At 66.5% G+C, this 23056-nt stretch carries 17 protein-coding genes and 4 tRNA genes; 11 read left to right on the plus strand and 10 right to left on the minus strand.

Annotation, left to right across the window (positions count from 1 at the left end; translation table 11 throughout):
• Position 1 precedes the first annotated feature (1 nt).
• The 5 genes from JJJ16_RS09200 to JJJ16_RS09220 form a co-directional block, all read right to left on the minus strand.
• A complete protein-coding gene (locus JJJ16_RS09200; protein WP_219752412.1) occupies positions 2-1018 on the minus strand; it encodes a vWA domain-containing protein in 1017 nt (338 codons plus the stop codon).
• Complete coding sequence (locus tag JJJ16_RS09205) at positions 1015-1503, minus strand: hypothetical protein (RefSeq protein ID WP_219752414.1); 489 nt, start codon at positions 1501-1503, stop codon at positions 1015-1017. Before JJJ16_RS09205 ends, JJJ16_RS09200 begins: the two co-directional genes overlap by 4 nt.
• Positions 1493-2386 (minus strand): DUF58 domain-containing protein, encoded by an 894-nt coding sequence (locus JJJ16_RS09210; protein WP_060565881.1) that lies wholly within the window; start codon positions 2384-2386, stop codon positions 1493-1495. Before JJJ16_RS09210 ends, JJJ16_RS09205 begins: the two co-directional genes overlap by 11 nt.
• A gap of 39 nt (positions 2387-2425) precedes the next feature.
• Entirely contained in the window at positions 2426-3415 is a 990-nt protein-coding gene (locus JJJ16_RS09215) for an AAA family ATPase (protein WP_219752416.1), read from the minus strand.
• Positions 3416-3625: 210 nt separating this feature from the next.
• Positions 3626-5464 carry a phosphoenolpyruvate carboxykinase (GTP) gene (locus JJJ16_RS09220; protein WP_219752418.1) on the minus strand — a complete coding sequence of 613 codons (1839 nt, stop codon included), beginning with the start codon at positions 5462-5464 and terminating at the stop codon, positions 3626-3628.
• Positions 5465-5835: 371 nt separating this feature from the next.
• On the opposite strand from JJJ16_RS09220, the gene JJJ16_RS09225 reads away from it, so the two are divergent.
• From JJJ16_RS09225 to JJJ16_RS09240, 4 genes are all read left to right on the plus strand, one after another.
• Positions 5836-6468, plus strand: a complete 633-nt coding sequence (locus tag JJJ16_RS09225) for a DUF47 domain-containing protein (RefSeq protein WP_219752420.1) — start codon at positions 5836-5838, stop codon at positions 6466-6468.
• Positions 6469-6471: 3 nt separating this feature from the next.
• Positions 6472-7536: an inorganic phosphate transporter gene (locus JJJ16_RS09230; RefSeq protein ID WP_318836547.1), complete on the plus strand. Its 1065-nt coding sequence runs from the start codon at positions 6472-6474 to the stop codon at positions 7534-7536.
• Complete coding sequence (locus JJJ16_RS09235) at positions 7536-7973, plus strand: septum formation family protein (RefSeq protein ID WP_219752421.1); 438 nt, start codon at positions 7536-7538, stop codon at positions 7971-7973. Before JJJ16_RS09230 ends, JJJ16_RS09235 begins: the two co-directional genes overlap by 1 nt.
• Before the next feature lie 108 nt (positions 7974-8081).
• A complete protein-coding gene (locus JJJ16_RS09240) occupies positions 8082-8618 on the plus strand; it encodes a septum formation family protein (RefSeq protein WP_219752423.1) in 537 nt (178 codons plus the stop codon).
• Positions 8619-8667: 49 nt separating this feature from the next.
• Here JJJ16_RS09240 and JJJ16_RS09245 read toward each other — a convergent pair whose 3' ends face one another.
• Together JJJ16_RS09245 and JJJ16_RS09250 are read right to left on the minus strand one after the other, a co-directional pair.
• Positions 8668-9918: an NUDIX hydrolase gene (locus tag JJJ16_RS09245; protein WP_219752526.1), complete on the minus strand. Its 1251-nt coding sequence runs from the start codon at positions 9916-9918 to the stop codon at positions 8668-8670.
• A 134-nt stretch (positions 9919-10052) separates the two neighbouring features.
• Complete coding sequence (locus JJJ16_RS09250; protein ID WP_219752425.1) at positions 10053-10682, minus strand: hypothetical protein; 630 nt, start codon at positions 10680-10682, stop codon at positions 10053-10055.
• A 31-nt stretch (positions 10683-10713) separates the two neighbouring features.
• Here JJJ16_RS09250 and JJJ16_RS09255 point away from each other — a divergent pair.
• From JJJ16_RS09255 to JJJ16_RS09265, 3 genes are all read left to right on the plus strand, one after another.
• Positions 10714-10785: transfer RNA gene (locus tag JJJ16_RS09255), tRNA-Lys, on the plus strand.
• A gap of 70 nt (positions 10786-10855) precedes the next feature.
• Entirely contained in the window at positions 10856-12952 is a 2097-nt protein-coding gene (locus JJJ16_RS09260; RefSeq protein ID WP_219752427.1) for a PfkB family carbohydrate kinase, read from the plus strand.
• Positions 12953-13113: 161 nt separating this feature from the next.
• Complete coding sequence (locus JJJ16_RS09265) at positions 13114-14358, plus strand: multidrug effflux MFS transporter (RefSeq protein WP_219752429.1); 1245 nt, start codon at positions 13114-13116, stop codon at positions 14356-14358.
• A 497-nt stretch (positions 14359-14855) separates the two neighbouring features.
• On the opposite strand, the gene JJJ16_RS09270 is transcribed toward JJJ16_RS09265, so the two are convergent.
• The 3 genes from JJJ16_RS09270 to JJJ16_RS09280 form a co-directional block, all read right to left on the minus strand.
• Positions 14856-15716: an EamA family transporter gene (locus tag JJJ16_RS09270; RefSeq protein WP_219752431.1), complete on the minus strand. Its 861-nt coding sequence runs from the start codon at positions 15714-15716 to the stop codon at positions 14856-14858.
• Positions 15713-16117, minus strand: a complete 405-nt coding sequence (gene msrB / locus JJJ16_RS09275; RefSeq protein ID WP_219752432.1) for a peptide-methionine (R)-S-oxide reductase MsrB — start codon at positions 16115-16117, stop codon at positions 15713-15715. The genes JJJ16_RS09270 and msrB overlap by 4 nt, the downstream gene beginning before the upstream one ends.
• A gap of 260 nt (positions 16118-16377) precedes the next feature.
• Positions 16378-19713 carry a mechanosensitive ion channel domain-containing protein gene (locus JJJ16_RS09280; RefSeq protein ID WP_219752434.1) on the minus strand — a complete coding sequence of 1112 codons (3336 nt, stop codon included), beginning with the start codon at positions 19711-19713 and terminating at the stop codon, positions 16378-16380.
• Positions 19714-19876: 163 nt separating this feature from the next.
• On the opposite strand from JJJ16_RS09280, the gene JJJ16_RS09285 reads away from it, so the two are divergent.
• The 4 genes from JJJ16_RS09285 to JJJ16_RS09300 all read left to right on the plus strand — a co-directional run bounded on the left by JJJ16_RS09285 (position 19877) and on the right by JJJ16_RS09300 (position 22236).
• Positions 19877-19952: transfer RNA gene (locus JJJ16_RS09285), tRNA-Glu, on the plus strand.
• A gap of 49 nt (positions 19953-20001) precedes the next feature.
• Positions 20002-20075: transfer RNA gene (locus tag JJJ16_RS09290), tRNA-Asp, on the plus strand.
• Positions 20076-20102: 27 nt separating this feature from the next.
• Positions 20103-20178: transfer RNA gene (locus JJJ16_RS09295), tRNA-Phe, on the plus strand.
• 618 nt (positions 20179-20796) lie between these two features.
• Positions 20797-22236 carry an Ig-like domain-containing protein gene (locus tag JJJ16_RS09300; protein ID WP_219752436.1) on the plus strand — a complete coding sequence of 480 codons (1440 nt, stop codon included), beginning with the start codon at positions 20797-20799 and terminating at the stop codon, positions 22234-22236.
• The last annotated feature ends 820 nt before the right edge of the window (positions 22237-23056 follow it).

Here is a 23056-nt window from a genome sequence, read left to right on the forward strand (position 1 = left end):
GTCAGAGCCTCCCGAACGCCAGCAGACCGAGCAGGGACACGACGCCGACGAGTGTCCACCCCAAGGCGGCGCCGGGGCGGTCCGTCTCCATCATCTTTCCAGCGGAGTCGAGTTCTTCTTTCTGTTCGGCCTCGATCTGCTTCACCACGCTATCCACGGCCGACGGGGAGGAGGCATCGTAGAAGTCGCCGCCGGTCTTACGGACCTCGTCACGCAGCTGCAGGGCCGCGGAGCTCAGGCTGATATCCGATCCCGGGTACAGGGCGGTGACCGTCACGCCCTGGCTCTTCGCGAATTCGATCGCCTCGCTCAGGTCGTAGACGCCGGCGCCGTACACCTCGTTGTCGGTGGCCAGCAGGATGGTACGAGACCGCTGCTTGTCGTTATGGTCGAAGCCCATGACGCACGAGGCCAGACCGTCGCCGACGAGCGAGGAGACTTCCTGATTCTCGTCCAAGACGGGCTCCAAGTACTCGAAGAGTTCCCTTGTTCCAGACACCTTTCCACCAATTTGGATGAGGCCGGTGTCGATCGTGTCCGACATGTCCTGGAGAACGTCGGTGGCCATGTCGTAGTCGTCGGTGAGCGGGAACATCGTCATCGAGTAGGCGTCCCACAGCTGGAGCGAGATTCTCTCGCCCTCGAAGTGGGAGATGATTTGCCGGAAGGCCCCGCCGATCTTTGAGTCGTAGGGCAGCATCGATCCGGACGAGTCCAGGCACAGGACGATGTCGCGGCTCGCAGACTTGTCGTGCTTGACGTAGCGGTCGACGGGCGCGCCCGCCGACACGGAGGTCGCGATGACGGCGATCAGGAAGCAGACGAAGGCTATGGCCAGCGAGGCGCGAGTGCGACGCACGAGCGCCTGGTACTTCGGCAGACCCCGCAGGTAGCCGGTGTTAGCAACCCAGCCCTTCTTGCCCGAACGCACGCCGGCGCGACGCGCGAGCAGCCACCCGACGACCGTCGCGATTGCGACAACCGCCAGGACGATGGGAATCAACCACCAGAACCTCATACGTTCACCGCCTCCACGGCCATGGTCAAGACGTTGGTGACGGCCTCATGAGAAGGCTGCCCCTGCGGGATCTCATCGCCCGAGAAACTGGGGATTTCGCAGGCCTGCAGGATGTCGGCCAGGCCCGGCCACACGGGGACAAGCTCGCGCACCTCGGACACGGTCGCGACCTCGAGGTCTCGGCCCGTTCGCTCAGTGCCCAGGGCACGCATGAGGCCCGCGAGCGCCAGGTGAACGCCGCGCGCATCCAGGTCACCGTCGGCGTAGCGGTCGGCAATCTGATCGATGTAGGTGAGGTACTTCTTGCGGCGAGCATCCGTGATCGTCTGAAGTTCCATGACCTCGCCGATACGCGACGTCCACCAGCGCCAGATGCTGTAGACAATCCACCCGAGGACGGCCACGACGAGTACCGTCCCCAGGATCCACATCCAGTTCGGGTAGAGCGCGGGATCGTTCAGGCCGTTGGTAAGATCACCGGACATGTGCTCCCCTTTCGAGGGCTCGCATGAGTGCGCGCGGGACGTCCTGACTGGAGCCCACGTCCACGCGGATCACCCCACGTTTATCGAGCATTTGGGCGACCGCGTGTCGGCGCATCGCCACGAGATTGGCGGCTTCCCCGGCTAGCTGCGAGTCGCGCAGCAGGAAGTCCGGGAGGGGCCCTTCGGTCACGTCGACCACGTTCGTTCCCTCCTCAAGGGAGGTCGGGTCGATGTCCTCGACGCTCACGAGGATGACCTGGTGGCGCACGGACAGGGACTTGATGAGGTCATCGGACAGGCGGGTTGGCTCCGGCTGGGTTGCGTCGGTGACGATGACGATGAGGCTGCGGCGTCGGGTCACCGTCCGCGCGCGCGCTAAGAGCTTGGGCACGTCCGAGTGCGGGGAGGACAGCGTGATGTCCTCCTCGATGCGACGCATGATGGTTTCGGCGTGGGCGTTGCCGGATCGGGCGGGCATGAAGCGCACGCGCTCGGCGTCACCGGCGACGAGGCCGATCTGGTCTCCGCGCGCGACGCTCAGCCATGCGATCGCCTCGCATGCGGCGAGGGCAACCTCTTCCTTCGTCTCACCCGACGGGGCGAGAGCACCCATTTCGCGGCCCGTGTCGACGACGAGCATAACCTGCAGGTTCGCCGTGGCCTCGTGCCTCTTGATGACCGGCGAACCGGTGCGAGCCGTCGCCGCCCAGTCGATTTCGCGCACGTCGTCGCCCGGCTGATAGGGAGCCAGGTCCATGAACTCCCAGCCGCGTCCCTGCCGCAGCGCGGAGTGCTGTCCATCCATGATGGACAGCAGCTTGCGCATGACGGGCAGCTGGATGCGCGTGGAGAGCGCGTGGATTTCGCGCGAGCGTACAGGCATTGCGTTCCTCGAGGGCGTTGGCGGCGGGCGGGAGAATCGTTACGGCACGGGCACCGCGTTGAACACGGCGTCGATCAGGCCCTCGATGGAGACGTTGTCCGCCAGTGCGTCAAAGGTACGGATGATGCGGTGGCGCAGGATGCCGTAGCGCATTTCCTTGATGTCGTCGGGCATGACGTGGTTTCGTCCCGCCATGAGGGCGATCGCCTGCGCGATCTGCATGAGGGCGATGCCACCACGGGGCGAGGCGCCCACGCGCACGTGCTTGTTCCAGCCCGGCAGCGGGTTCGGGCCGGCGCCGCGGGTGGTGTTGACGATGTCGACGATGTAGGCCTTGAGGGTATCGTGCACGAACACGCGTCGGCGCGCTTCCTGCAGGGCTCGCACGTCGTCGAGGGTGATGGGTGCGACCGAGGCCTGCGAGCTCATCTGGCCGGAGTCGATGCGGGTGAGAACCTCGAGCTCCTCGACGGGCGTCGGGTAGGTGATGACCTCCTTGAGGAGGAATCGGTCCATCTGCGCCTCGGGCAGCACGTAGGTGCCCTCTTCTTCGATGGGGTTCTGGGTGGCCATGACCATGAAGGGGCTGGGCAGCTTGTGGTTGACGCCGCCGATCGTGGTCTGGCGTTCCTGCATGGCCTCGAGCATGGCGGACTGGGTCTTCGCCGAAGAACGGTTGATCTCGTCGAGGAGGACCATGTTCGCGTGGACGGGGCCCAGCTGGGTGACCATCTCGCCGCGCTCCTGGTTCCAGATCTGGGAGCCGACGATGTCATTGGGCATGAGGTCGGGCGTGCACTGGATACGGTGGAAGGTCCCGGACACTGCGGACGCGAGGGTCTGCGCGGCCGTCGTCTTCGCCAGGCCGGGCACGGACTCGACCAACACGTGGCCGCCGGCGAGGAGCGAGGCGGTCAGCGCGCGGCGCAGGCCTTCCTGCCCCACGACGGTGTGCTGGTAGATGGTGGTCATGCGATCGAGCAGGCTCTTCGCGTGGGCCAGCTCGTCGTTCGTCAAGTAGTTGGGCACGGGCTCTCCTTGCGTGCGCGGTCGGATGCTGTCCCAGTGTAGCCCCTCCGGCTCCTCGTTGACACAACCCGGTCAGTTTTCGCTTCGTTATCGACGAGGCTGGGGCTGGCCGCGCTCGAGATCTTTCCTCTGTGTTTCAGCACTCCACCGGTGAGAAAAAGGGGCGAGCCCCGGAGTTTCCTCCGGGGCTCGCCCTCAGGTCCGCTTTGATCAGGCCTGCTTCGCGGCGGCGATACGCGCGCGGAACTTGGCCAGCTGCTCGGTGATGGCGGCGGGAACCTTGTCGCCGAACTGCGAGAAGTATTCCTCGGTGTCGTCCATCTCGGCGGCCCAAGCGTCGGGGTCGATCGCGAAGAGCTTCGCCCAAACGGCCTCGTCGATGTCCAGACCGTCGAGGTTGAAGTCCTCGAACTTCGGGTAGCGGCCGGTCACGCCGTCGATGGCCTCGACCTCGCCGGCGGCGCGGCGAACGATCCAGTCCAGGACGCGGGAGTTGTCGCCGTAGCCGGGCCACATGAAGTTGCCGTCTTCGTCCTTGCGGAACCAGTTGACCTGGTAAACCTTCGGGAACTTCTCGCCCAGCTTGTCCTGCATCTCCAGCCAGTGGCCCCAGTAGTCGGCCATGTTGTAGCCGCAGAAGGGCAGCATGGCGAAGGGGTCGTGGCGCAGCGAGCCGGCCTTGACGTCGGTCGCAGCAGCGGTGACCTCGGAGGCCACGGAGGCGCCGATGAACACGCCGTGGGCGGGCTCGTACTGCTCGGCAACCAGCGGGACGTTGGTGGCGCGGCGGCCACCGAAGAGGATGGCGTCAACGGCGACACCCTCGGGGGCTTCCCAGTCGGGGCAGATGATGGGGCACTGCGCGGCGGGGACGGTGAAGCGGCTGTTCGGGTGAGCAGCCTTCTCGCCGGACTCGGGGGTCCAGTCGTTGCCATGCCAGTCGATCAGGTGCGCCGGAACGTCGCCGTCGATGCCTTCCCACCACACGTCGCCATCGTCGGTCAGGGCGACGTTCGTGAAGATGGAGTTGGCCTTGGCGGTCTCCATGGCCATGGGGTTGGTCTTGTAGGAGGTGCCGGGGGCAACGCCGAAGAAGCCAGCCTCGGGGTTGATGGCGCGCAGGCGGCCATCCTCACCGGGACGCATCCACGCGATGTCGTCGCCGACGGTCTCGACCTTGTAGCCGGGGATCGTGGGCTGGAGCATGGCGAGGTTGGTCTTGCCACAGGCGCTCGGGAAGGCGGCGGTGACGTGGAACTGCTGGCCGGTGGACTCGCGGGTCAGGCGCAGGACGAGCATGTGCTCGGCCATCCAGCCGTCACGCTTTGCCATGGTCGAGGCGATACGCAGGGCGAAGCACTTCTTGCCGAGCAGGGCGTTGCCGCCGTAGCCCGAACCGAAGGACCAGATCTCGTTGGTCTCGGGGAAGTGGGTGATGTACTTCTCGTCGTTGCAGGGCCAGTTGTCGTCTTCCTGACCGGGCTCGAGGGGAGCGCCGACGGAGTGAACGGCGGGAACCCACACGCGACCCTCGTTGATGAGGTCCATGGCAGCAGCACCCATGCGGGTCATGATGCGCATGTTGACGACAACGTAGGGGGAGTCGGTGATCTCAATACCGAGCTGGGAGATGGGGCCGCCCAGGGGACCCATGGAGAAGGGCACCACGTACATGGTGCGGCCCTTCATGGAGCCCGTGAACTTCTCACGCAGGGTGGCCTTCATTTCCTTGGGGTCGGCCCAGTGGTTCGTCGGGCCGGCGTCCTCTTCCTTCTCACAGCAGATGAAGGTACGGGACTCAACACGCGCAACGTCGGACGGCTTGGAGCGAGCCAGGAACGAGTTGGGGCGCTTCTCCTCGTTGAGCTTGGTGAACATGCCGCTCTCGACCATCTGAGAGGTCAGGCGATCCCACTCCTCCTGGGAGCCGTCGGAGAACTCGATGGCGTCAGGCGTGGTCAGCTCAGCAATTTCAGCAACCCACTTGATGACATCTTCGGGAGCGTTCGCCGGAGCGGCTGCACGCACGTCCTGTTCGGTCACGGACATTTTGCCTCCTGAGGCATTTCGGATTGTCGAGGCCGCAGTTGCGTCCTCGATTGACAGAATCAATCATGCCGGACCTCTCACCCGCGCTTGCGGGAGCTTGGTCCCGGTCACACCTCAATCGTAGTCGAACAAGTCACACACCGCCCGGCCGATAGGGACCTTTAACCCATCTACAAGGCCCATTCTCGGCGCCCTACCCCGCCCCGACCTCGTGAATGCGACGGAAGTCGTCCATTCACCCATCGCCGTGAGATAGAACACCCAATATGGGGTCACAATTCCATCTCTGAACTTGAAGTCTCACCATCCCATGACCGACGATTACACGTAGCACAACAGTGCTGTTCACCATTGGAAGGACCGAATACACCATGGGATTCCGAAACAAGACCCAAGGCCCTGACTTTTTTGAAGACTTCACATCCCAGGCCCGCCAGCTCGTGCAGGCCGTCGAGTTCCTGACGCACATCTACGCCGCCTCCCCCGAGGAGCGCATCGCCCTGCGCGATCAGCTCCACGAGGTCGAGCACCGCGGTGACGAACTGAACCACGCGATCGTTCAGCGCATCAACTCCTCGTTCATCACGCCTTTCGACCGCGAAGACCTGCAGTCCCTGGCTTCCCACCTGGACGACTGCCTCGACTTCATCGACGAGGCCGGCGACCTCCTGGTCGTCTACGGCATTGCCGACATCCCCACTTCCCTGGTTTCCCTGCTCAACGAGCAGATCGCCGTCATCAAGCACTGCGCGGACCTGACCGCCGAGAACATGCCCAAGCTCAAGTCGCCCGTGGATATGCGCGACTACTGGATCGAGATCAACCGTCTCGAAAACGAGGGCGACCTGGCCTACCGCCGCACGCTGACGGCCCTGTTCGACTCCGGCCTCGACGCGATCACGATCATCAAGCTCAAGGACATCGTCCAGGGCCTCGAGTCCTGCACCGACGCCTTCGAGGAGCTGGCCAACGTCATCGAGTCCCTCGCACTGAAGGAATCCTGAGCCGTGGATCTGAATCTGATCCTCGTCTGCGTCGTCATCGCCGTCGCGCTGTTCTTCAGCTACACGAACGGCTTCCACGACGCGGCGAACGCGATCGCGACCTCCGTGTCGACGCGCGCGTGGACTCCTCGCGCGGCGCTCCTCATGGCCGCAACGATGAACGTCATCGGCGCCATGATGGGCACGGCCGTCGCAAAGACGGTCGGCAAAGGCATCATTTCGATCAGCGACTATGCCGAGTCTCCCCTGCCGGAGATGCAGCAAAAGGGCCTGGTCATCATCCTGGCCGCCCTGCTGGGCGCCTGCATCTGGAACCTGATCACCTGGTGGTTCGGACTCCCCTCGTCCTCCTCGCACGCCCTCATCGGCGGCATGGTGGGCGCGGGCCTCATGAGCGGCACGGTCGTGCACTGGTGGGGCATCATGAGCCACGTCGTGATCCCGATGTTCGCCTCCCCCATCATCGGCTTCGTCATCGGCTACATCGCCATGAAGATCGTGCTGTGGGCGCTGCGCAAGGCGCAGTATCACCGCACGATGCGCCGCTTCCGCGCCGGTCAGCGTTTCTCCTCGGCGGCCATGGCCCTGGGCCACGGCATCCAGGACGCGCAGAAGACGATGGGCATCATCGTCATGGCGCTGCTGGCTGGCGGCTACGGCGAGACCCACAACATCCTCGATCCCGTCACGGGTGAGATGAACGTGCCGCTGTGGGTGAAGATCTCGGGTGCTCTGGCGATCTCGCTGGGCACGATGGCCGGCGGCGGACGCATCATGCGCACGATCGGCCGTAAGATCATCGACCTGGACCCGGCTCGCGGTTTCACGGCCGAGGCCGTGTCCTCCTCGATCCTATACCTGTGCTCCTACGTCATTCACGCCCCCATCTCGACGACGCAGGTCGTGTCGACGGCGATCATGGGTGTGGGTTGCACGAAGCGTTTCTCGGCGGTCCGCTGGGGCGTCGCGGGCAACATCGTCATCGCGTGGTTCCTCACCCTGCCGGCCGCCGCTCTGGTGTCGGGCATCGTGTACATCATCGTGGCGCTGCCTCTGGGAGTTCACTGATGCGTGGTCGCCTCGTCGTGACGGCTGCGGTCGTCGCTCTTGCCGCCGCCCCGCTCGCGGCATGCTCGGATTCGTCCGTCATGCACATGCGGGTCGGGCAGTGCATCCTCCTGCCGGAGGATAAGAGCGTGACCACGGCGACGACGATCGATAAGACCAGCTGCACGCGCGAGCACGACGCTGAGGTCTTCGCCTTGGCGTCCGCGCCGGACGGGGATTTCCCGGGCGCCGAGGCGCTCAACCGGCAGGCCGAAACCGAGTGCATTTCCGCGTTCGACGCGTACGTGGGGTCGGATTACCTGACCTCGTCCCTCGACGCGACGTGGATGATCCCGACGAAGGATTCGTGGGCGCAAAAAGATCGATCAATTGTGTGCCTGGCGCGTCCGTTGGATCATTCGAAGCTCACCTCGTCGGTGAAGGAGTCGGGCCTGTAGGGTCCGTCGAGCCTCCGAACATCATCGGGGATCTTGATCATTATCGTGCGTATCGCGAGTCCTCCTCGACCATCACGCCTCATCGACCACGCCCCATCAAGGAGAATCATGTCCCCTCACTCTTTCACATCCCACGCCGCGCGCCCAGCGCTGATCCTCGGGGTCTCGGCAGCCATCCTGAGCCTGGGGTTGTCCGGATGCTCCAAGCCGAAGTCCGGATCCCCCAATCCCTCACAAGGCATGCCCACACCCGCATCGTCAGCAGCAGCGCCGCCGGCCTCCGCGAGTGCGAACACTTACCTGCAACCCCAGGTCGGAGAGTGCTACCAGTTCGCTTCGGGCGATAACACTAACGTCACGGTTGTCGACTGCAACCAGCCACATGACGCGGAGACCTTCCATATCTTTCAGTTCGCAGGAACTAGCTATCCATCTGAAGACGAGTTTGTCCAGGAGAGCGATGAGATCTGCGCCCTCATCTTCGAGCACTACGTCGGCAAGCCCGTCGAGGAATCGACACTGGACTACGGCGAGGTTGCCCCCAAGGCGGAGACCTGGGCAAAAGGCGATCACACGGTGGAATGCTATGTCTTTGCCAAGGACGACAGTAAGCTCACCCGGTCGGTGAGGAACTCAAACATGTAACCTGCACTCATGCGCGCTCTGATGGCGGTTCGGCTGTGGCCGGGCCGCCTCAGTGCTTCTTGGAGGCCTTGCGCGGGTGGGCGGCGGGGTCCTTCGTGGTGACGCCGTGCGTTTCGAGGGCGGCGACCGTGGGGGCGTCGCCGGCGTGTTCGACGTGGGCGACGAGGACCTGGCCGTGCCTCAGAGACGGGGCCTCGCTGCCGGCGACGGGAGCCGACGCATAGGCGCGGATTTCCTCGATGATGGCGTCGCGAGCCGTTCCCGCAACCGACAGGACCGTGGGTGCGGCGTGCTCGCGCAGACGCTCGGCCGCGAAGGCGCGGACGCGTCCGAGGCGCGCCTCGGCATCGACCTGCGCGTCAGAGCCGGAGGCGGCCAGGTCGAGGGAATCGACGAGGGTCACCGATCCTCCACCCATCGACGCCCAGGGCGTGAGGCTCTGGCGCGAGCGGGCGGCCGGCGACGCGAACGCGCGGGCCACACCAAAGCTCGAGAGCAGGTCGATGAGGTCGAAGGCCTGCCGCACGCCGAATCGGCTGAGCGGCGGGTCGACAGGTTCCGGCGCGTTCTCAACCTTCTTCGCCGAGGCCTGCTCCACCTGGGCGGCCCTCCTGGCCGCAGCGGAGGCCACCATCGCGGGGGTCGGCGCGGGGCGAGCCTTGGCCGGAGCCGCTGCCTCGGCGGGTGCCGCGGAGCCGCCGGAAGAAGCGGAAGGAGAGGCGGACGCGTGGGCGTCCCCGGCCTCGTCGAGGCGCGGAGTGAGGCCCTGCCCGGGACGCAGGACGAGGAGCGTCGTGGTCACGAGGCGACCTTCGCGGGCGCGAGCGACGATGTCGGCGAGGAGGCGGCGATCGCCTCGGCGCGTGAGCATGTCGGCGGCGCGCTCGGGCGAGGTCCACGTGGTCTGGTCGATTTCGGTGCGCGGGGCGCGCGCGACGGGGGCACGCAGGCGCTCGGACGCGTGACCGGCGGGGACAGGGGTGCCCACCCAGTAGTGGACTTCCTTCGTCTGCCCGCCGCCGAGGCGGTAGCGCTGTGTCGTCAGGGGCGCGCCGAGCGTGATGATCTGGCCGGTTTCCTCCTCGACTTCGCGCACCGCGGCGGCGACGAGGGATTCACCGTTTTCGGTCTTGCCCTTGGGCCAGGACCAGTCGTGGTAGCGCGGCCGATGGACCATGAGGACTTCGATGTCCGCGGGGTCGATGGGCTCACCGGGGACGGCGACGCGCTCGGGGTCAGTGAAGCGCCAGACGAGTGCACCCGCAGAGCGAACGAGTCGCTGGGGGCGGGGGGCTGGCATCGGACGCATAGGGACAAGGGTAGTCGCCCGCGCGCGCCCGTGCCCTGGTGGGCGCGCTACGTCACCCCGGTTCGGGCCTTCCACGAGGCCGTCCAGGGGACGCCGAGATCAGCGCCGACGCCGCAAACGCGGGCTCAGTCGAGGGTGCCGACGGCCGCCTCGCGAGCGGCGACGTCAAGCTCGTCGGCAGTGACCAGCAGCGCGGAGTGGCGCATGGTGACGCGGTGGGCAAGCGGGTCGGCGGGGTCTTCGATCCACAGGGCCCCGGCCTCGCCGGCGGCGAGCACGCGCATGGCGCGCGAGGCCTCGCTGAGCACGTAGTCGAGGTCGTCGTCGGTCAGGTCGCCGCGCAGCAGCGAGTCGACCTCCTCCATGATGAGGCTCAGGGGCCGCAGCTCAACGGGGGCTTCGAGGCCCTGGATGATGGGCGCGCGCGAACCCTCGGCGTAGCGCTCGGCGACTAGGAGAGGGTCTCGGTGGTACCACTCGTGCAGCAGGTAGACGCGCCACAGCGCCCCGGGGAGCGTGAACTCGGGGCTGCGCGACCACACGTGCGCGATCGTGTCGACCCCGCTGGTACGCACGGTCTCGCGCAGGCGCGCGACGTCGGCGTCGGTGAAGGTCTCGTCGCCCACGCCCATGAGGGCCCAGGCGGCGGTGTGTGCGACGGCCGCGGTGGCCGCGGGGTCTTCGTCGCCGATGATGGCGTCAGCCCGGGCGGCGTCGAGCATGGCGGGGCGTCGCGGCATCTTCGATTGGGCCATGGGGACTTCTTCCTCCTACAATGGGGCTGCTGGGCCTATAGCTCAATGGTAGAGCAGCGGACTTTTAATCCGTAGGTTGGGGGTTCGAGTCCCCCTGGGCCTACTGGTCGCCTCGGAATTTTCCGGGGCGTTCACGCTATCTGCGGGCGCGCGCCCGCGTTCGGAGGTGCAGCATGGATCCTCGTTTTTCTCGCGCGTACGGTGCCCTGGCCGGCCTTGCGCTCGGCGACGCGCTGGGCATGCCGACGCAGGCAATGTCCCCTCAGGAGATCCGCTCGGTGTACGGGCGCATCACCGGCCTCGTCGACGGTGACGCCTCGCAGCCCTACGCTCCGGGGATGCCGGCGGGCTCGGTCACGGATGACACGGAACAGGCGCTGTTGGTCGCGTCTCTCTTACTACGAGGCCGGGCCTCGTCCTCGGGTCGCGTTGCCCTCAATGCGGTCGAGTTCGCCCACGCCCTGCTGGCCTGGGAGGATTCGATGATCGAGCGCGGCTCACTCGACCTGTTGGGCCCCTCGACGAAGGCTGCGCTCGAGCGCGTGCGCGCGGGCGAGGACCCGCTGACCGTGGGCGGCGAGGGCACCACGAACGGTGCGGCAATGCGCGTCACGCCGATCGGTATTGCGGTCTCGACGGAGGATCCGGAGGCTTTCGCCGAGGCCGTGTGGTCGTCATGCCGGGTCACGCACGCGACGCGACAGGGCTTCCAGTCAGCCGCCCTCGTGGCGGCGGCCGTGTCCATGGGTATCGACGCGGCACGCTCACCTTCCCTGGACCTGAGGAGCCTGCTGTGGAAGGCCCTCACCTACGTCGATTCCCTCCCCGAGCGCGGCGCGTGGACCCCGGACCCGGACGTCGTTGCCGCGACGCGCAGGGCCATGCAGCTGGCCGCCAACCCCGCGTCCTCGTCCCTAGAATGCCTCGTCGAGCAGGTGGGCACGTCCGTGGCCTCGGCCCACGCGATCCCCATGGCCTTCGCGCTGCTCGCTCGAGATCCCTCCCCGCAGGCCCTCCTGGACGCCGCTAACTTGGGCGGCGACACCGACACGATCGGCGCGATCGCGGGTGCAATCCTGGGCGCGGCCCTCGGGGTCGAGGTTCTCCCCGCAGACAGCCTCTCGATGATCGAGGAGGTCTCCCAACTCGGCCTGTCCAGCGTCGCCGGGGATCTCCTGGCGCTGCGCGATCAGGCGATTGTCGGACCTTCGGACGCCAGGCCCGAGGTTTCACGCATCGTCACATCTCCGGAGGAGCCTGCCCCGACCTCGTCGCCGGCCTCCCCCGCGGGCCGTGTCGTCCTCATGGGCCAGATCCTCGTGGACCTCGCCGTTCGTGGCGAAGCTCTGCCCTCGCCCGGCGGCGACGTGTGGGCCATCGACGAGGGAATGCACGTGGGCGGAGGCTTCAATGCCCTCGTGGCGGCGCGCCGCATGGGGGCCGAGGCCGTCTCCCTCAGCCCAATCGGCGACGGCCCCTACTCCTCGCTCATCCAGGCGGCGCTCGCGCGAGAGGGAATCACGGACTTCGGGCCTCGCATCGCGGGCATTGACAACGGGTTCTGCATCGCGTTCACGGACCGCACGGGCGAGCGCACCTTCATCTCCACAAAGGGCGCCGAGACGATGGCACCCGCGAGCGCATGGGCGGACTTCGTACGCACGATGCACCCGGGCGACGTACTCTACGTCGACGGATATCTCATGGACCACCCCGCGAACCGCGTGGCTGCGGAGGCGGCGCTGCGCGTCCTGCCCGAGGGCGTGCGCGTCATCCTGGACGTCTCCCCCGTCATCGGGATCCCAGAGGAGCTGCCCTCCGATGACGTCATTGTGTCGATGAACCACAGGGAGGCCCAGGAGATTGGTCAGCAGAGCGAGGATTCGAGCGTCTGCAACCGGTGCCGTGAGCCTCACGAAGCGGCGCTCGCGATGCTCGGCCTGCTGGGCCGTCCCGTCCTCGTGCGCGCGGGAGCGGCGGGGGCATACTTTGTGCGCCCCGCCGGGACAGCGCCGAATGCCAGCAATGAGGATGCGGCCCACATCCCGACGCCTCACGTCGAGGCGATCGATACGAACGGCGCGGGGGACGCACACTCCGGTGTCCTGGCGGCCTCCCTCGCGCATGGTATCCCCATGGGGAGGGCGCTCCTGCTGGCCAACTGCGCGGGCGCACTGTCCACGACGGCCGTCGGCCCAGCCTCGTGCCCGACGCGCAGCCAGATCGAGGCTGCGGCGGATGCGCTGGAGGCACTCGCGGACGAGGAGTGAGCGCCAACAGGGAATGAGCGCCGCTCAAACCCGGTTAACCGCCAACTGAACGACCTCTGCGGCACCGCATCTGCGCAGGTCGGGAGAATCAAACGTGCGAGATGCGTCAAATAATCAACCGCAGTGTCTATTTAGCGCCCTAAAGGGTGCACAATCGCACCATGACGACTAACGACACCCGGGACCGAGGCGGAATCGTCGGCGGGGCGCTCACGGTCGCCCTGCTGATCACGCTGGCCGTGCAGAACGCCGTGCCGCCAATGGCGACCGACATGTATTCGGCCGCGTTCCCGCAGATCACAGCGGACCTGGCGACAAACTCGACGATGCTCGGCTTCACGCTCACAACCTTCTTCGTGGGCTACGCGTCCGGCCAGGTCCTGGGCGGAGCCATCTCGGACCAGATCGGGCGCCGCCGCCCCATCGTCGCGGGCGGCATCATCGCCCTCGTCGGCTCCATGATCTGCGTGTTCACGCCCAACATCTGGGTGCTCCTCGTAGGCCGAGTCTTCCAGGGCCTCGGCGGCGGCGTCGCCTCCTCGGTGGGCCGCGCGATCCTCGTCGACGTCGCGCACGGCAAGACACTGGCTCGCGCGATGAGTCTCCTCCAGGCGATCGTCGGCTTCGCTCCGATGCTCGCCCCGGTCCTCGGCGCCTTCATCATCACGCACGCGACGTGGAGGGTCGTCTTCTGGGCGCTCGCCGCCTTCACGCTGCTCATGGCGGCCCTCGCGTGGTTCGTCGTGCCCGAGTCCCTGCCCGAGGAGCGCCGCCACCCCGGCGGTATTCCGCGGTTCTTCCAGGGCCTCGTCCAGGTCGTGCGCATCCGCCCCTTCGTGGGCTTCATGCTGACCAACGCCTTCTCGAGCTTCTGCATGTTCGGCTACATCTCGAACGCCACCTACGTGCTGCAGGGGCCGTTGGGCCTGTCCCCCATGGCCTTCGCGTGGGTGTTTGCGTTTAACGCGCTGCTGTCGACCGGCTTCGCGCTGGTCAACGTGCGCCTGATCTCCCACTTCACGCCACGCACACTCATCATCGCGGGCCTCACGATCGCGGCGACCGGCGTGGTAACACTGGCAATCTCGACGTTCCTCCTCGACCTGCCGCTGATCCTCACGTGCGTGGGCTTCGCGCTCATCATGACGGCGAACGCGTTTATTTTCGGCAACTCCGGCGCGCAGGCCATGAGCGAGGCACGCGAGCACGCGGGCACGGCATCATCCGTGATGGGTGTGTTCCAGTCGATCGCGAACGGCATTGCCGCTCCCCTGGCGACCTCGGGCGGCGACAGCGCCGTGCCGATGGTGCTCGTCATGATCGTCGGCTCGGCCGGCGCGTGGTTCGCGTTCTGGGTGATCGCCCGCGGCGGCAAGCGCGCGCCTCGCCACCTCAGCCTCGACTGAGGGTATTCAACATCCCCGGATAAAACCCATAGGAACCCCTCGAAAGGCCGACGCGCCCGGCTGTTGTTACAAACGTCGTCAATCCGCAGCATTTTCAACGCGTCTCCGACCCCGCATGTTACAAACGTCGTCAATCTGCGGGCTAAAACGCCAGAAAATGCCGATTTCGGGCTCGGATTGACGACGTTTGTAACAAGGAGCGCTAAACCCCCTGGAAAAACGGGGTGGTTTGACGACGTTTGTAACATCGCAACGCACGTGCATCCGGATAGATAACGCGCATCCGGATAGGTTGCGCACTTCCGGATAGGTAACACGCATCCGGATAGGTTAATAAGCTATCCAGATCGTCACAACCTATCCAGATCGTCACAGCCTATCCGGATCGGGCGCCTTATTGCGACGACATCAGCGAACGGCGCCAGCTTTGCCGCCGACAGGCTGCCCCTGTCGGCTGACATGGCATATCGCGCCCCACAAAGCCCGCTCATACGCCCTTACTCGCGCGAGGCCAGCCAGACCGCGACCGACACGAGGACCAGGCCGATGAGTTCGAAGACGCCGGGGATCTGGCGCAGCATGACGGCTCCGACCAGGGCGGATGTGGCCGGCAGAATCGCGGCAAACAGCGCGAAGGTCGACGCGGCCAGGCGCCGCATCGCGAGCGCCTCGAAGGTGTAGGGAATCGCGGTGGACAGCAGGCCCACACCGACGACGATCGCCATCAGCTTCCACGAGGCCAGGGCCGCCATCGCGCCCGGACCGAGGAAGGGCGCGAAAAACAGGGTGCCCCACGCGCATCCGAGCGCCAGGTTCGTGACCCCGTCGCGCGTGGTCGAGGCCTTCTGCCCGACGACGATGTAGGCCGACCAGGCTAGGGCCGCGAGGAGGATCCAGGCGACACCGACGCGCACGCTCGGCACGCTCAGGTCGAGGGCGAGCCCGCCGATGCACGCCACCCCAGCGAATGCGAGAACGGCGGCGATGCGCGGCCGCCAGCCGCGGCCCCTGATGACGGCGACGGCGACGGGGCCGATGAACTCGATGGAGACGGCGGTGCCCAGGGGGATGCGCGCGATCGACTCGTAGAACGAGGAATTCATCGTCAGGATGATGATGCCGAAGAGCGCGGAAATAGCCAGGTCGGAGCGCGTGAGGCCGCCGCGCCACGGACGCTTCCAGGCCAGCAGGACGACCGCGCCGGTCAGGACGCGCCACCAGGCGACGGAGGCAGGTTCGACGGACGCGAAGGCAATAACCGCGAGCGCCGCGCCGACGTACTGGATGAGGCCGGAGCCGACGATGTAGAGCTGGGGCGGAATGCGGTCGGTGACGGGGCGCTGCGCGGGCGCGTTCACTGGGCGGGCGCGAAGGTGAGGGCCGCCGAGTTCATGCAGTAGCGCATGCCGGTGGGCTGATCGGGCGCGTCGGGGAAAACGTGGCCGAGGTGGGAGCCGCAGGTCGCACAGCGCACCTCGGTGCGGATCATGCCGTGGCTGGTGTCGACGCTCTCGACGGTCGCACCGTCGTGCGCCTGGAAGAAGGAGGGCCACCCACAGGAGGAGTCGAATTTCGCGTCGGAGTCGAAGAGCTTGGATCCGCAGGCCGCGCACGAGTAGGTGCCGACGCGCGCCTCGTCGAGGAGCTCACCGGTGAAGGGGCGCTCGGTGCCGGCCTCGCGCAGCACGTGGTAGCGCATGGGGCTCAGGAGCTTCTTCCACTCGGCGTCGGTGCGGGCAGCGAGATCAGTAGCGTTCATGGATCTATTGTCCCGCGCCGTCCGCGCCCTCGCACGCGTGCGGCCGCTTTCCTTGCGCTCCTCCATCGACGAGGCGGTGGCTCAGTTCGCGGTCACCGCTCCGGGCCGGGCGTCTCACTGTGGGCGGCAGGATCGGGAGCAGTCATGCCTCTATTGTCGCGGACCGCCCGCGCCCGTGCACGTATGTGCGTGGGCGCGGGCGGTCCGTTTTCCTCGCGCTGGCCTCAGTGACGAGGCCGTGGCCCGTTCACCTGTCCCCATCACTCATTGGTGGCGGGTCCTGCGTTGGAGGTCTTCTTCGCCGCTGCCTTCTTGGGAGTCGCCTTCTTGGCGGCACCCTTCTTGGCGGCGGGCTTCTTCGCGGTGGCCTTCTTGGCGGGAGCCTTCGCGTCCTTTTCAGGGGTCGCGTCGGCTACCTTGTCGGCCGCGTCGGAGGACTTTTTGGCGCCCTTCTTTGCGGTCGAGGCCTTCTTGGTGGCCGCCTTCTTTGCGGGAGCCTTCTTCGCGCCAGCCTTGGTGGAGGCCGTCTTCTTGGCGGGCTCCTTCTTCGCCGGGGCTTCCTCTTCCGCCGCAACACCCTCTGTCGCGGCGGCATCCTCAGCCTTCGCGGCCTCAGAAGCCGGCTCGGCGATGGCCGCAGCGGGCATTACGAGGGTCTCGTCCGCGGGCTCGTCGACGGCGGGCAGGACCTGCGTGGCGTCGGAGTCGAGCGCGCCGGCCTCTTCGGCCTCCACGGGATCCATGACGATGGTCGCCTCGGCGTCGGCAGTGGGTTCGTCGGCGGCGTCCTTCTGCGCAGCATCAACCTCGGGGGTCTCGACCTCGGGGGCCGAGTCCTCCGCGGGCGCACTCTCGGGGGCCACGGCCTCGTCGGTCGCGGTCTTTTCGGCCACCACAGACTCGGCGTTCTCGGCCTTCGGCTCACGCGGCTCGACGGCCGGGATCTGGCCGGTGACGGCGCGCAGCATATCGGCCTCGGCGCCGGTGGGGGCAACGGCGGGGAAGAAGTCCATGATGGACACGCGCGCGGGCTTCACCGTGGGCGTGGGGCGTGTTTCCGCGTCGAGGCGCGCCTCTTCCGCGACCGCGTACCAGCCGGGGTGGACGGCGGGTTCGTCGGCCTCGTCCTCGGGCGCGCGCGATGCGGCCATCTCGGCGGGGGTCGGCGCGGGCGGCGGCACGAGTGCCGGCGCGATCGCCTGAACCGTGTCGGTCATGACGGGCCGACCGGTGCGCACGGGCGGGGGCACCTGCACGGGATGTTTCACGGATGTTTCACGCGCGGGGATCGGCATGGTCTCCTGCTCGTCCGGGGAAAGTTCAACGTCCGACGAGGCCTGGGCCTCCCCCTCGTCGCCCGTTTCCTCGGGCGCGTCGGGGGCGGGTGCGCCCTCACGCTCAGCATCCTCGACGGGGGCGCTGTCCTCCTGCGAATCGGCGGCGCGCGAGTCGCCGGAATCGGCGGATGCGCCAGCGTCGGTGGCCGCGTCGGCGGGGGTCTCACCCTGCGCGGGGGCAGGCTGCGCGTCGGCGGCCTGTTCCTCAGCGGAAGCGACATCGGCAGACTCCGCGTCGGCCTCTGGCTTCACGCCCTCGACCTGGTCGTCGACGGTTTCGGATCCGGCGGCGCCAGATTCGGGCTTCTCGTCGGCGGAATCATCTGCGACAGAATCAGCCGCGGCCTCCTTCACGGTCGCATCGTCCGCGCGCTCGGCACCCGTACCCTCCGCAGAATCGGCGGCTGCAGAATCGGGGACCGTATCCTGAGCATCCTCGGGCTCCTCGTTCTCGGGCGCCTCGTTGTCGGCAACAACCGGCTCAACGCCGACGGCTGCCAGGGCGAGGGTGGCCTCGGGGTCAAGGGCCTCGGCTTCGCGGCGCTTGTGGGCTTCGCGGCGCTCCTGGGCGCGGCGGGCCTCGGCCTCGCGCTCGGCGTAGACCTCTTCACCCGGGCCCTCGAGGGCGGCGGCGCGTTCCTCGGCTTCGGCGGAGCCGGAGAAGAAGCGCTCGCCTCGGCCGATGGAGGTGGCGGTGAGGGTCTGGGTGAGCTGCGGGTTCGCGTTGCCGGCGGCCTCGATGATCTTGCGCAGAGCGCTCTTGGAGATCACCTGGGTTTCGTCGCGGGAGGCGCTGGGGCCGCCCTCGGCGAGTTCGCGCTGGCGGTCGGCCATGGCACGGCGGCGGGCGCGCTTGGCCTTGCGGCGGGCGGCGACCATGCGCGCGGCGTGCGCGGGGTCCTTGGGAGCGGCGGGCGCGGCACCGGACGCGGAGATCGCGGAGGCGGCGCCACCCGTCGCGACGCTGGACTGCTCACCGGCCGACGCGGGCGTACCCGCGTGGGAAGCCGACGTGCCCGTGGCGGCCACGGCCTCGTTCGTGCCGGAGATCCCGGCGAGCTCGGCGGCCAGGCGCGCGATGCGTTCGCGGCTCATGTCCTGCTCGACGGTGACGGTCTGGCGCGGCTCGATGCGCTGGGCGGGGCGTGCCCACGGCTCTTCGGTGACGATCCACGCGATGATCTGCTCACGCAGGTACGCGCGCAGGTCGGAGAGGTGGCCGGAGTTCTTCGCGGAGACGAGGACCCGCACGGTGACGGTGTACTCGTCGGAGTCCGTGATCTGCACGCCCCACGTGCGACCGTCCCACAGGTCGGTGGCGGTCAGGAGCTGCTCGACCTTGGCTCGGATCAGGGTCATTGGTGCGGACCAGTCGAGTTTGAGCTCGACGGTGCCGAGCTGGGCGGCGGCACGGCGCGTCCAGTTCTCGAAGGGCGTCTGCGTGAAGTAGCGGCACGGAATGATGAGGCGGCGCTCGTCCCAGATGCGCACGACCACGTAGGAGAGCGTGATTTCCTCAACGGAACCCGTCTCATGCTTGTCGCCGGCAACCACGACGTCGCCCACGCGGATCGCGTCGGTGAAGGCCAGCTGCAGGCCGGCGAAGACGTTGCCGAGGGTCTGCTGGGCGGCGAGACCGGCGATCACCGAGATGACGCCGGCGGAGGCCAGGACGGTCGTCATGGCCTGGCGGGCGACCTCGAAGGTGCCGATGATGGCGACCACGCCCACGACGACGACGATCGACTGGGTGAGCCGGCGCAGCACCTGGGCCTGAGTCTCGAAACGGCGTGAACGCCCCTGGTCAGAATCCTGGCGAGCCTTGGCGGCGTCCTCGAAGACCCACGCGGCGGCGTACGCCATCCACGTCAGGCAGGCGAGGGCGACGACGAGCAGCACGTGCATGAGGAACGTCGTGATCGACGTGCCGTTCCAGTCGGACAGGTGTGGATTGACCAGCGCGATGCCGAGCCCCGCCCACGCTCCCCAGGCCGCGAAGGTGAAGTGACCCGGACGACGCACGCGCGCCAGGATCGACGAGGCCGTGGCCGCCTTCGAGAGCGCCTTACGTGCCAGGGCGGAGAGGAGAACCGAGAGGACGATACCCACGAAGGCGCCGACGAGCGGGCCGAGGATCAGGAGGGTGATGTCGATGGTCGTGGCCACGGCGCCCTCCGCCCCGGATTGTGGGTCGGCGATCGCCCGCGTGAGGGCGTCCGAGGCCTGGGCGAGGGCACCGACTGCTGGTGTCATAGTCATGCATCAAGGGTAGGTCGCCTAGCTGATGAAATCCTGTGAATTCCGCACAATTGCAACGTTTTTCGGTAATGTGTTAGCTGTCACTTGATTTCGTTTTGACGCGCCCCGCGCGTTCTGCCTAAACTATCTCCCGTCTTCGGACGCCAGTTCGACGGCCAAGCAGGCCCCCATCGTCTAGCGGCCTAGGACACCGCCCTTTCACGGCGGCGACACGGGTTCGAATCCCGTTGGGGGTACCACCGGTCGCTTATGTGATTGGAACAATTCAATAGGTCTTACCTGTTGTAAGGCCCCGTAGCGCAGTTGGTTAGCGCGCCGCCCTGTCACGGCGGAGGTCGCGGGTTCAAGTCCCGTCGGGGTCGCCGACCAGACCTTTTGGTTCAGGTCTTGGCTCTGTAGCTCAGTTGGTAGAGCGTTCGACTGAAAATCGAAAGGTCACCGGATCGACGCCGGTCGGAGCCACCAGCAAGTCCCCGAAGCATTCGCTTCGGGGTTTTTGTTTTATCCATTGCACCGACGCGGCCACCAGGACCGAGGCCACGCACATGCTTTTTACCTGGGGCGGGGGCCACTTTTCAGAAGGTCCATGCGACAGCTCCACACACGCGACCAGACAAATTTCGCACATAATTTCCAACGGTCATTTTTCAAGCACGCCAGAAAACGTTGCAATCCCAACGATCAACGTTCACAGTTTGAAGCACCTTCAAGGGAATTACGTGCGAAATTTCTGGAGACCGCGAGGCCTTGCGCCACACCCAATAAGCGAAGCAGCTCATATGAGCTTCACCACTAATGCGACTGGGCGACAAAAAATAGTAACGCCAGTCAATTAATTACCGAACAACCAGAACGCCGCCCGAATGCTGACATTTCCAACCGGCTTAATGTCCGTTGAATCGCTAGACGACCAAAACAAACCCTCCATAACGTGGACAAATAGACGACATTAAACGCGCAGCCCATGACAGACAGGCGTAGCCTTCCCATCAGCATCATTACTTGCTAACCAGAGCGGATGGGCAGCCACCCCGACGCACGCGCCACGGCCTCGGCCCCCATCCATGACGAATGGAGACTCACGTGCACCCACGCAGTATCGGGCGCCTTTTCCCGCTCGCTGTCGGGATGATCGTCGCCGGCCTGCTGGCCGCGTTCATCGCGATCGCCCCCTCCTACGCCAGCTCCGTCGGCGTCGTCACCAAGATCTCGCTGGCGCGCGAGGACAAGGAAACCACCGCGCCCACCGTCGGCATCCACGTCATGACCATGTCCTTCGACATTGACACGACCGGCAAGGACGTCGCGCCCGGCGACACGTTCACCATTCAGATTCCCCCCGAGCTTAGGATTATCTCGGACTCGGGCAGCTCGACGCTGAACTTCAGCATGCTCAACGAGGACAAGGTCCCCGTCGTTGACTGCTCCGTCCCCGTGGGTGAGGGCGTGTCCATGACCTGCACCTTCGGCGAGTACGCAAGGGACCATCACAGCATCATCGGCCACGGCACCGTGCGCACGAAGGCGGTGCACGCCACGACCTCGTCGACAGTGTCCTTCCCGGTCAACGGCACCGCTGTCATCGTGGACCTGCCCGGCGGCTCGATCTCCGGCACGTACGAGCGCACCCTGCCCAACACCCAGAAGTGGGGCCTGCCCAAGGAAGGCGACCCCTCGCGGATCATCTGGGAGATCGACATCAAGGGATCCCAGCTGCCCGAGGGTGCAACCGAGGTCGAGATCGTTGATACCTTCGACATGAGCTCCGGCGGCTACTCGCTGGTGCCCGGGTCGGAGAATCTCTACTACTACAACAACGACGCTGAGTTCCAGGCCGATCAGGCGCCCGCCCTCAAGGCCGGCGCGTCGATCGGCGACGGCACCTTCACGATGGAGGCCAGCGCCGACGGCACCGGGTTCACCGCGACGTTCCCGCGCCTGACGAACAACGGCACCTACGTCCTACAGTACGAGGCCACGATCAACAACTTGGCCACGGTTCGTAACGGCGTCACCTTCCACAACGACGCGCTCATCAACGCGAAGCTGTACACGGGCGGCGTGGACATCCACTCGGACGGCTCGGGCGACGCGAACGGCAACGCGAATCCGACGCCCACCCCGTCGGTGACGCCGACGCCTGAGCCGACGCCTTCCACAACTCCCACGCCGGAGCCCACTCCTTCCGCAACTCCCACGCCGGAGCCGAGCCCGACCCCGTCCGTGACCCCGTCTCCGTCTCCGTCTCCGTCTCCGACGCCAACCGTTACCCCGACGCCTACGCCGTCGGTGACGCCCGAGCCGACTCCGTCGACCACCCCGACTCCTTCGGCCACACCGACCCCGTCGGCTCCCTCGACGCCGAGCTCGCCCACTCCCCCGGCCACGCCTCCCACGCCTTCGGCTCCCGCGCCGAAGCAGCTGGCTCGCACGGGCGCCGACATGGCTGGCGTCCTCGCTGGTGCCGGCGTGCTGGGCCTGCTGGGCGCGCTGGCGGTGGCCGCTCGCCGACGGGGAGCCTGACCGCCCCACCCTCCGCGTGAGGGTACGGATCTGACGCACTGAGCCCCGGCCTCGTATCGACGAGGTCGGGGCACAGTCTTACGCGAACGCGCCCGCGCGCGCTCGTGATCGCCGGGAAAGTGTGAGAGAAACCGGCGGCGAGCGGTCGCGTGGGCGCGTCCGTTTACACAGAACGTTTCAACAGAGAGAAAGAACCCGGAAGAAACAGTGATTAGCGTAACAGGCATCGGGTTCTCGCGGGCGCGTTTGGATGATCAATTTTCGGCGAACTTTTGCGTGGCCCTCTTGGTCCATCCGGGCGCGCCACGACCACCCTCCTACCCCTCGCTCGGGACGACCGAAACGCATCAGGACTCAACCGCGTCCCACTCGTCGTCGTGGATGTAGGTGCCGTCGAGGCGCACGACCGTCTCGGAGGCGCGGGGCATGCTTCGACGGCCTCGAGGATGCCGAGGGCGATGAGGACGCGGCCGCCTTCGTCGTTCAGGCGGTCCGTATCGACGACGATGGTGGCCCGCCTGCCCGGGGATCACTCCCAGGTGGGCTGGCTGCCACCCTCGTACGCGCCTTATCACTGTTTCAAGAACGCCTCATCCCTGCTCACAGGGAAAAACTTCGATCAAACCAGTGACAGCAGGAGAGCGTTGTTTACATGTCTTTCTTAACCGAAACCAACCTTGAGACTAGTATCGACGCAGCGAGAGGATACGGTAGGACGTCTGGTAGCAGAGCGTTCAAAGGAAGCTGCTCCAGCAGCTTCGGGTGCGGGACTGCCTTCAGCTTCTGGCTGTAAAGACCCCATGTACCAAGATATCCTCTC

This window comes from Schaalia sp. ORNL0103, assembly GCF_019429565.1.
Classification (GTDB): Bacteria; Actinomycetota; Actinomycetes; order Actinomycetales; family Actinomycetaceae; genus Pauljensenia.

Excerpts from the sequence above, each read along its gene's own strand:
- JJJ16_RS09200 (WP_219752412.1), bottom strand. The coding sequence starts at position 1,018 with ATGAGGTTCTGGTGGTTGATTCCCATCGTCCTGGCGGTTGTCGCAATC.
- JJJ16_RS09280 (WP_219752434.1), bottom strand. The coding sequence starts at position 19,713 with ATGACTATGACACCAGCAGTCGGTGCCCTCGCCCAGGCCTCGGACGCC.
- JJJ16_RS09250 (WP_219752425.1), bottom strand. The coding sequence starts at position 10,682 with ATGGCCCAATCGAAGATGCCGCGACGCCCCGCCATGCTCGACGCCGCC.
- JJJ16_RS09235 (WP_219752421.1), top strand. The coding sequence starts at position 7,536 with ATGCGTGGTCGCCTCGTCGTGACGGCTGCGGTCGTCGCTCTTGCCGCC.
- JJJ16_RS09240 (WP_219752423.1), top strand. The coding sequence starts at position 8,082 with ATGTCCCCTCACTCTTTCACATCCCACGCCGCGCGCCCAGCGCTGATC.
- JJJ16_RS09225 (WP_219752420.1), top strand. The coding sequence starts at position 5,836 with ATGGGATTCCGAAACAAGACCCAAGGCCCTGACTTTTTTGAAGACTTC.
- msrB (WP_219752432.1), bottom strand. The coding sequence starts at position 16,117 with ATGAACGCTACTGATCTCGCTGCCCGCACCGACGCCGAGTGGAAGAAG.
- JJJ16_RS09205 (WP_219752414.1), bottom strand. The coding sequence starts at position 1,503 with ATGTCCGGTGATCTTACCAACGGCCTGAACGATCCCGCGCTCTACCCG.
- JJJ16_RS09210 (WP_060565881.1), bottom strand. The coding sequence starts at position 2,386 with ATGCCTGTACGCTCGCGCGAAATCCACGCGCTCTCCACGCGCATCCAG.
- JJJ16_RS09245 (WP_219752526.1), bottom strand. The coding sequence starts at position 9,918 with ATGCCAGCCCCCCGCCCCCAGCGACTCGTTCGCTCTGCGGGTGCACTC.
- JJJ16_RS09265 (WP_219752429.1), top strand. The coding sequence starts at position 13,114 with ATGACGACTAACGACACCCGGGACCGAGGCGGAATCGTCGGCGGGGCG.
- JJJ16_RS09260 (WP_219752427.1), top strand. The coding sequence starts at position 10,856 with ATGGATCCTCGTTTTTCTCGCGCGTACGGTGCCCTGGCCGGCCTTGCG.
- JJJ16_RS09220 (WP_219752418.1), bottom strand. The coding sequence starts at position 5,464 with ATGTCCGTGACCGAACAGGACGTGCGTGCAGCCGCTCCGGCGAACGCT.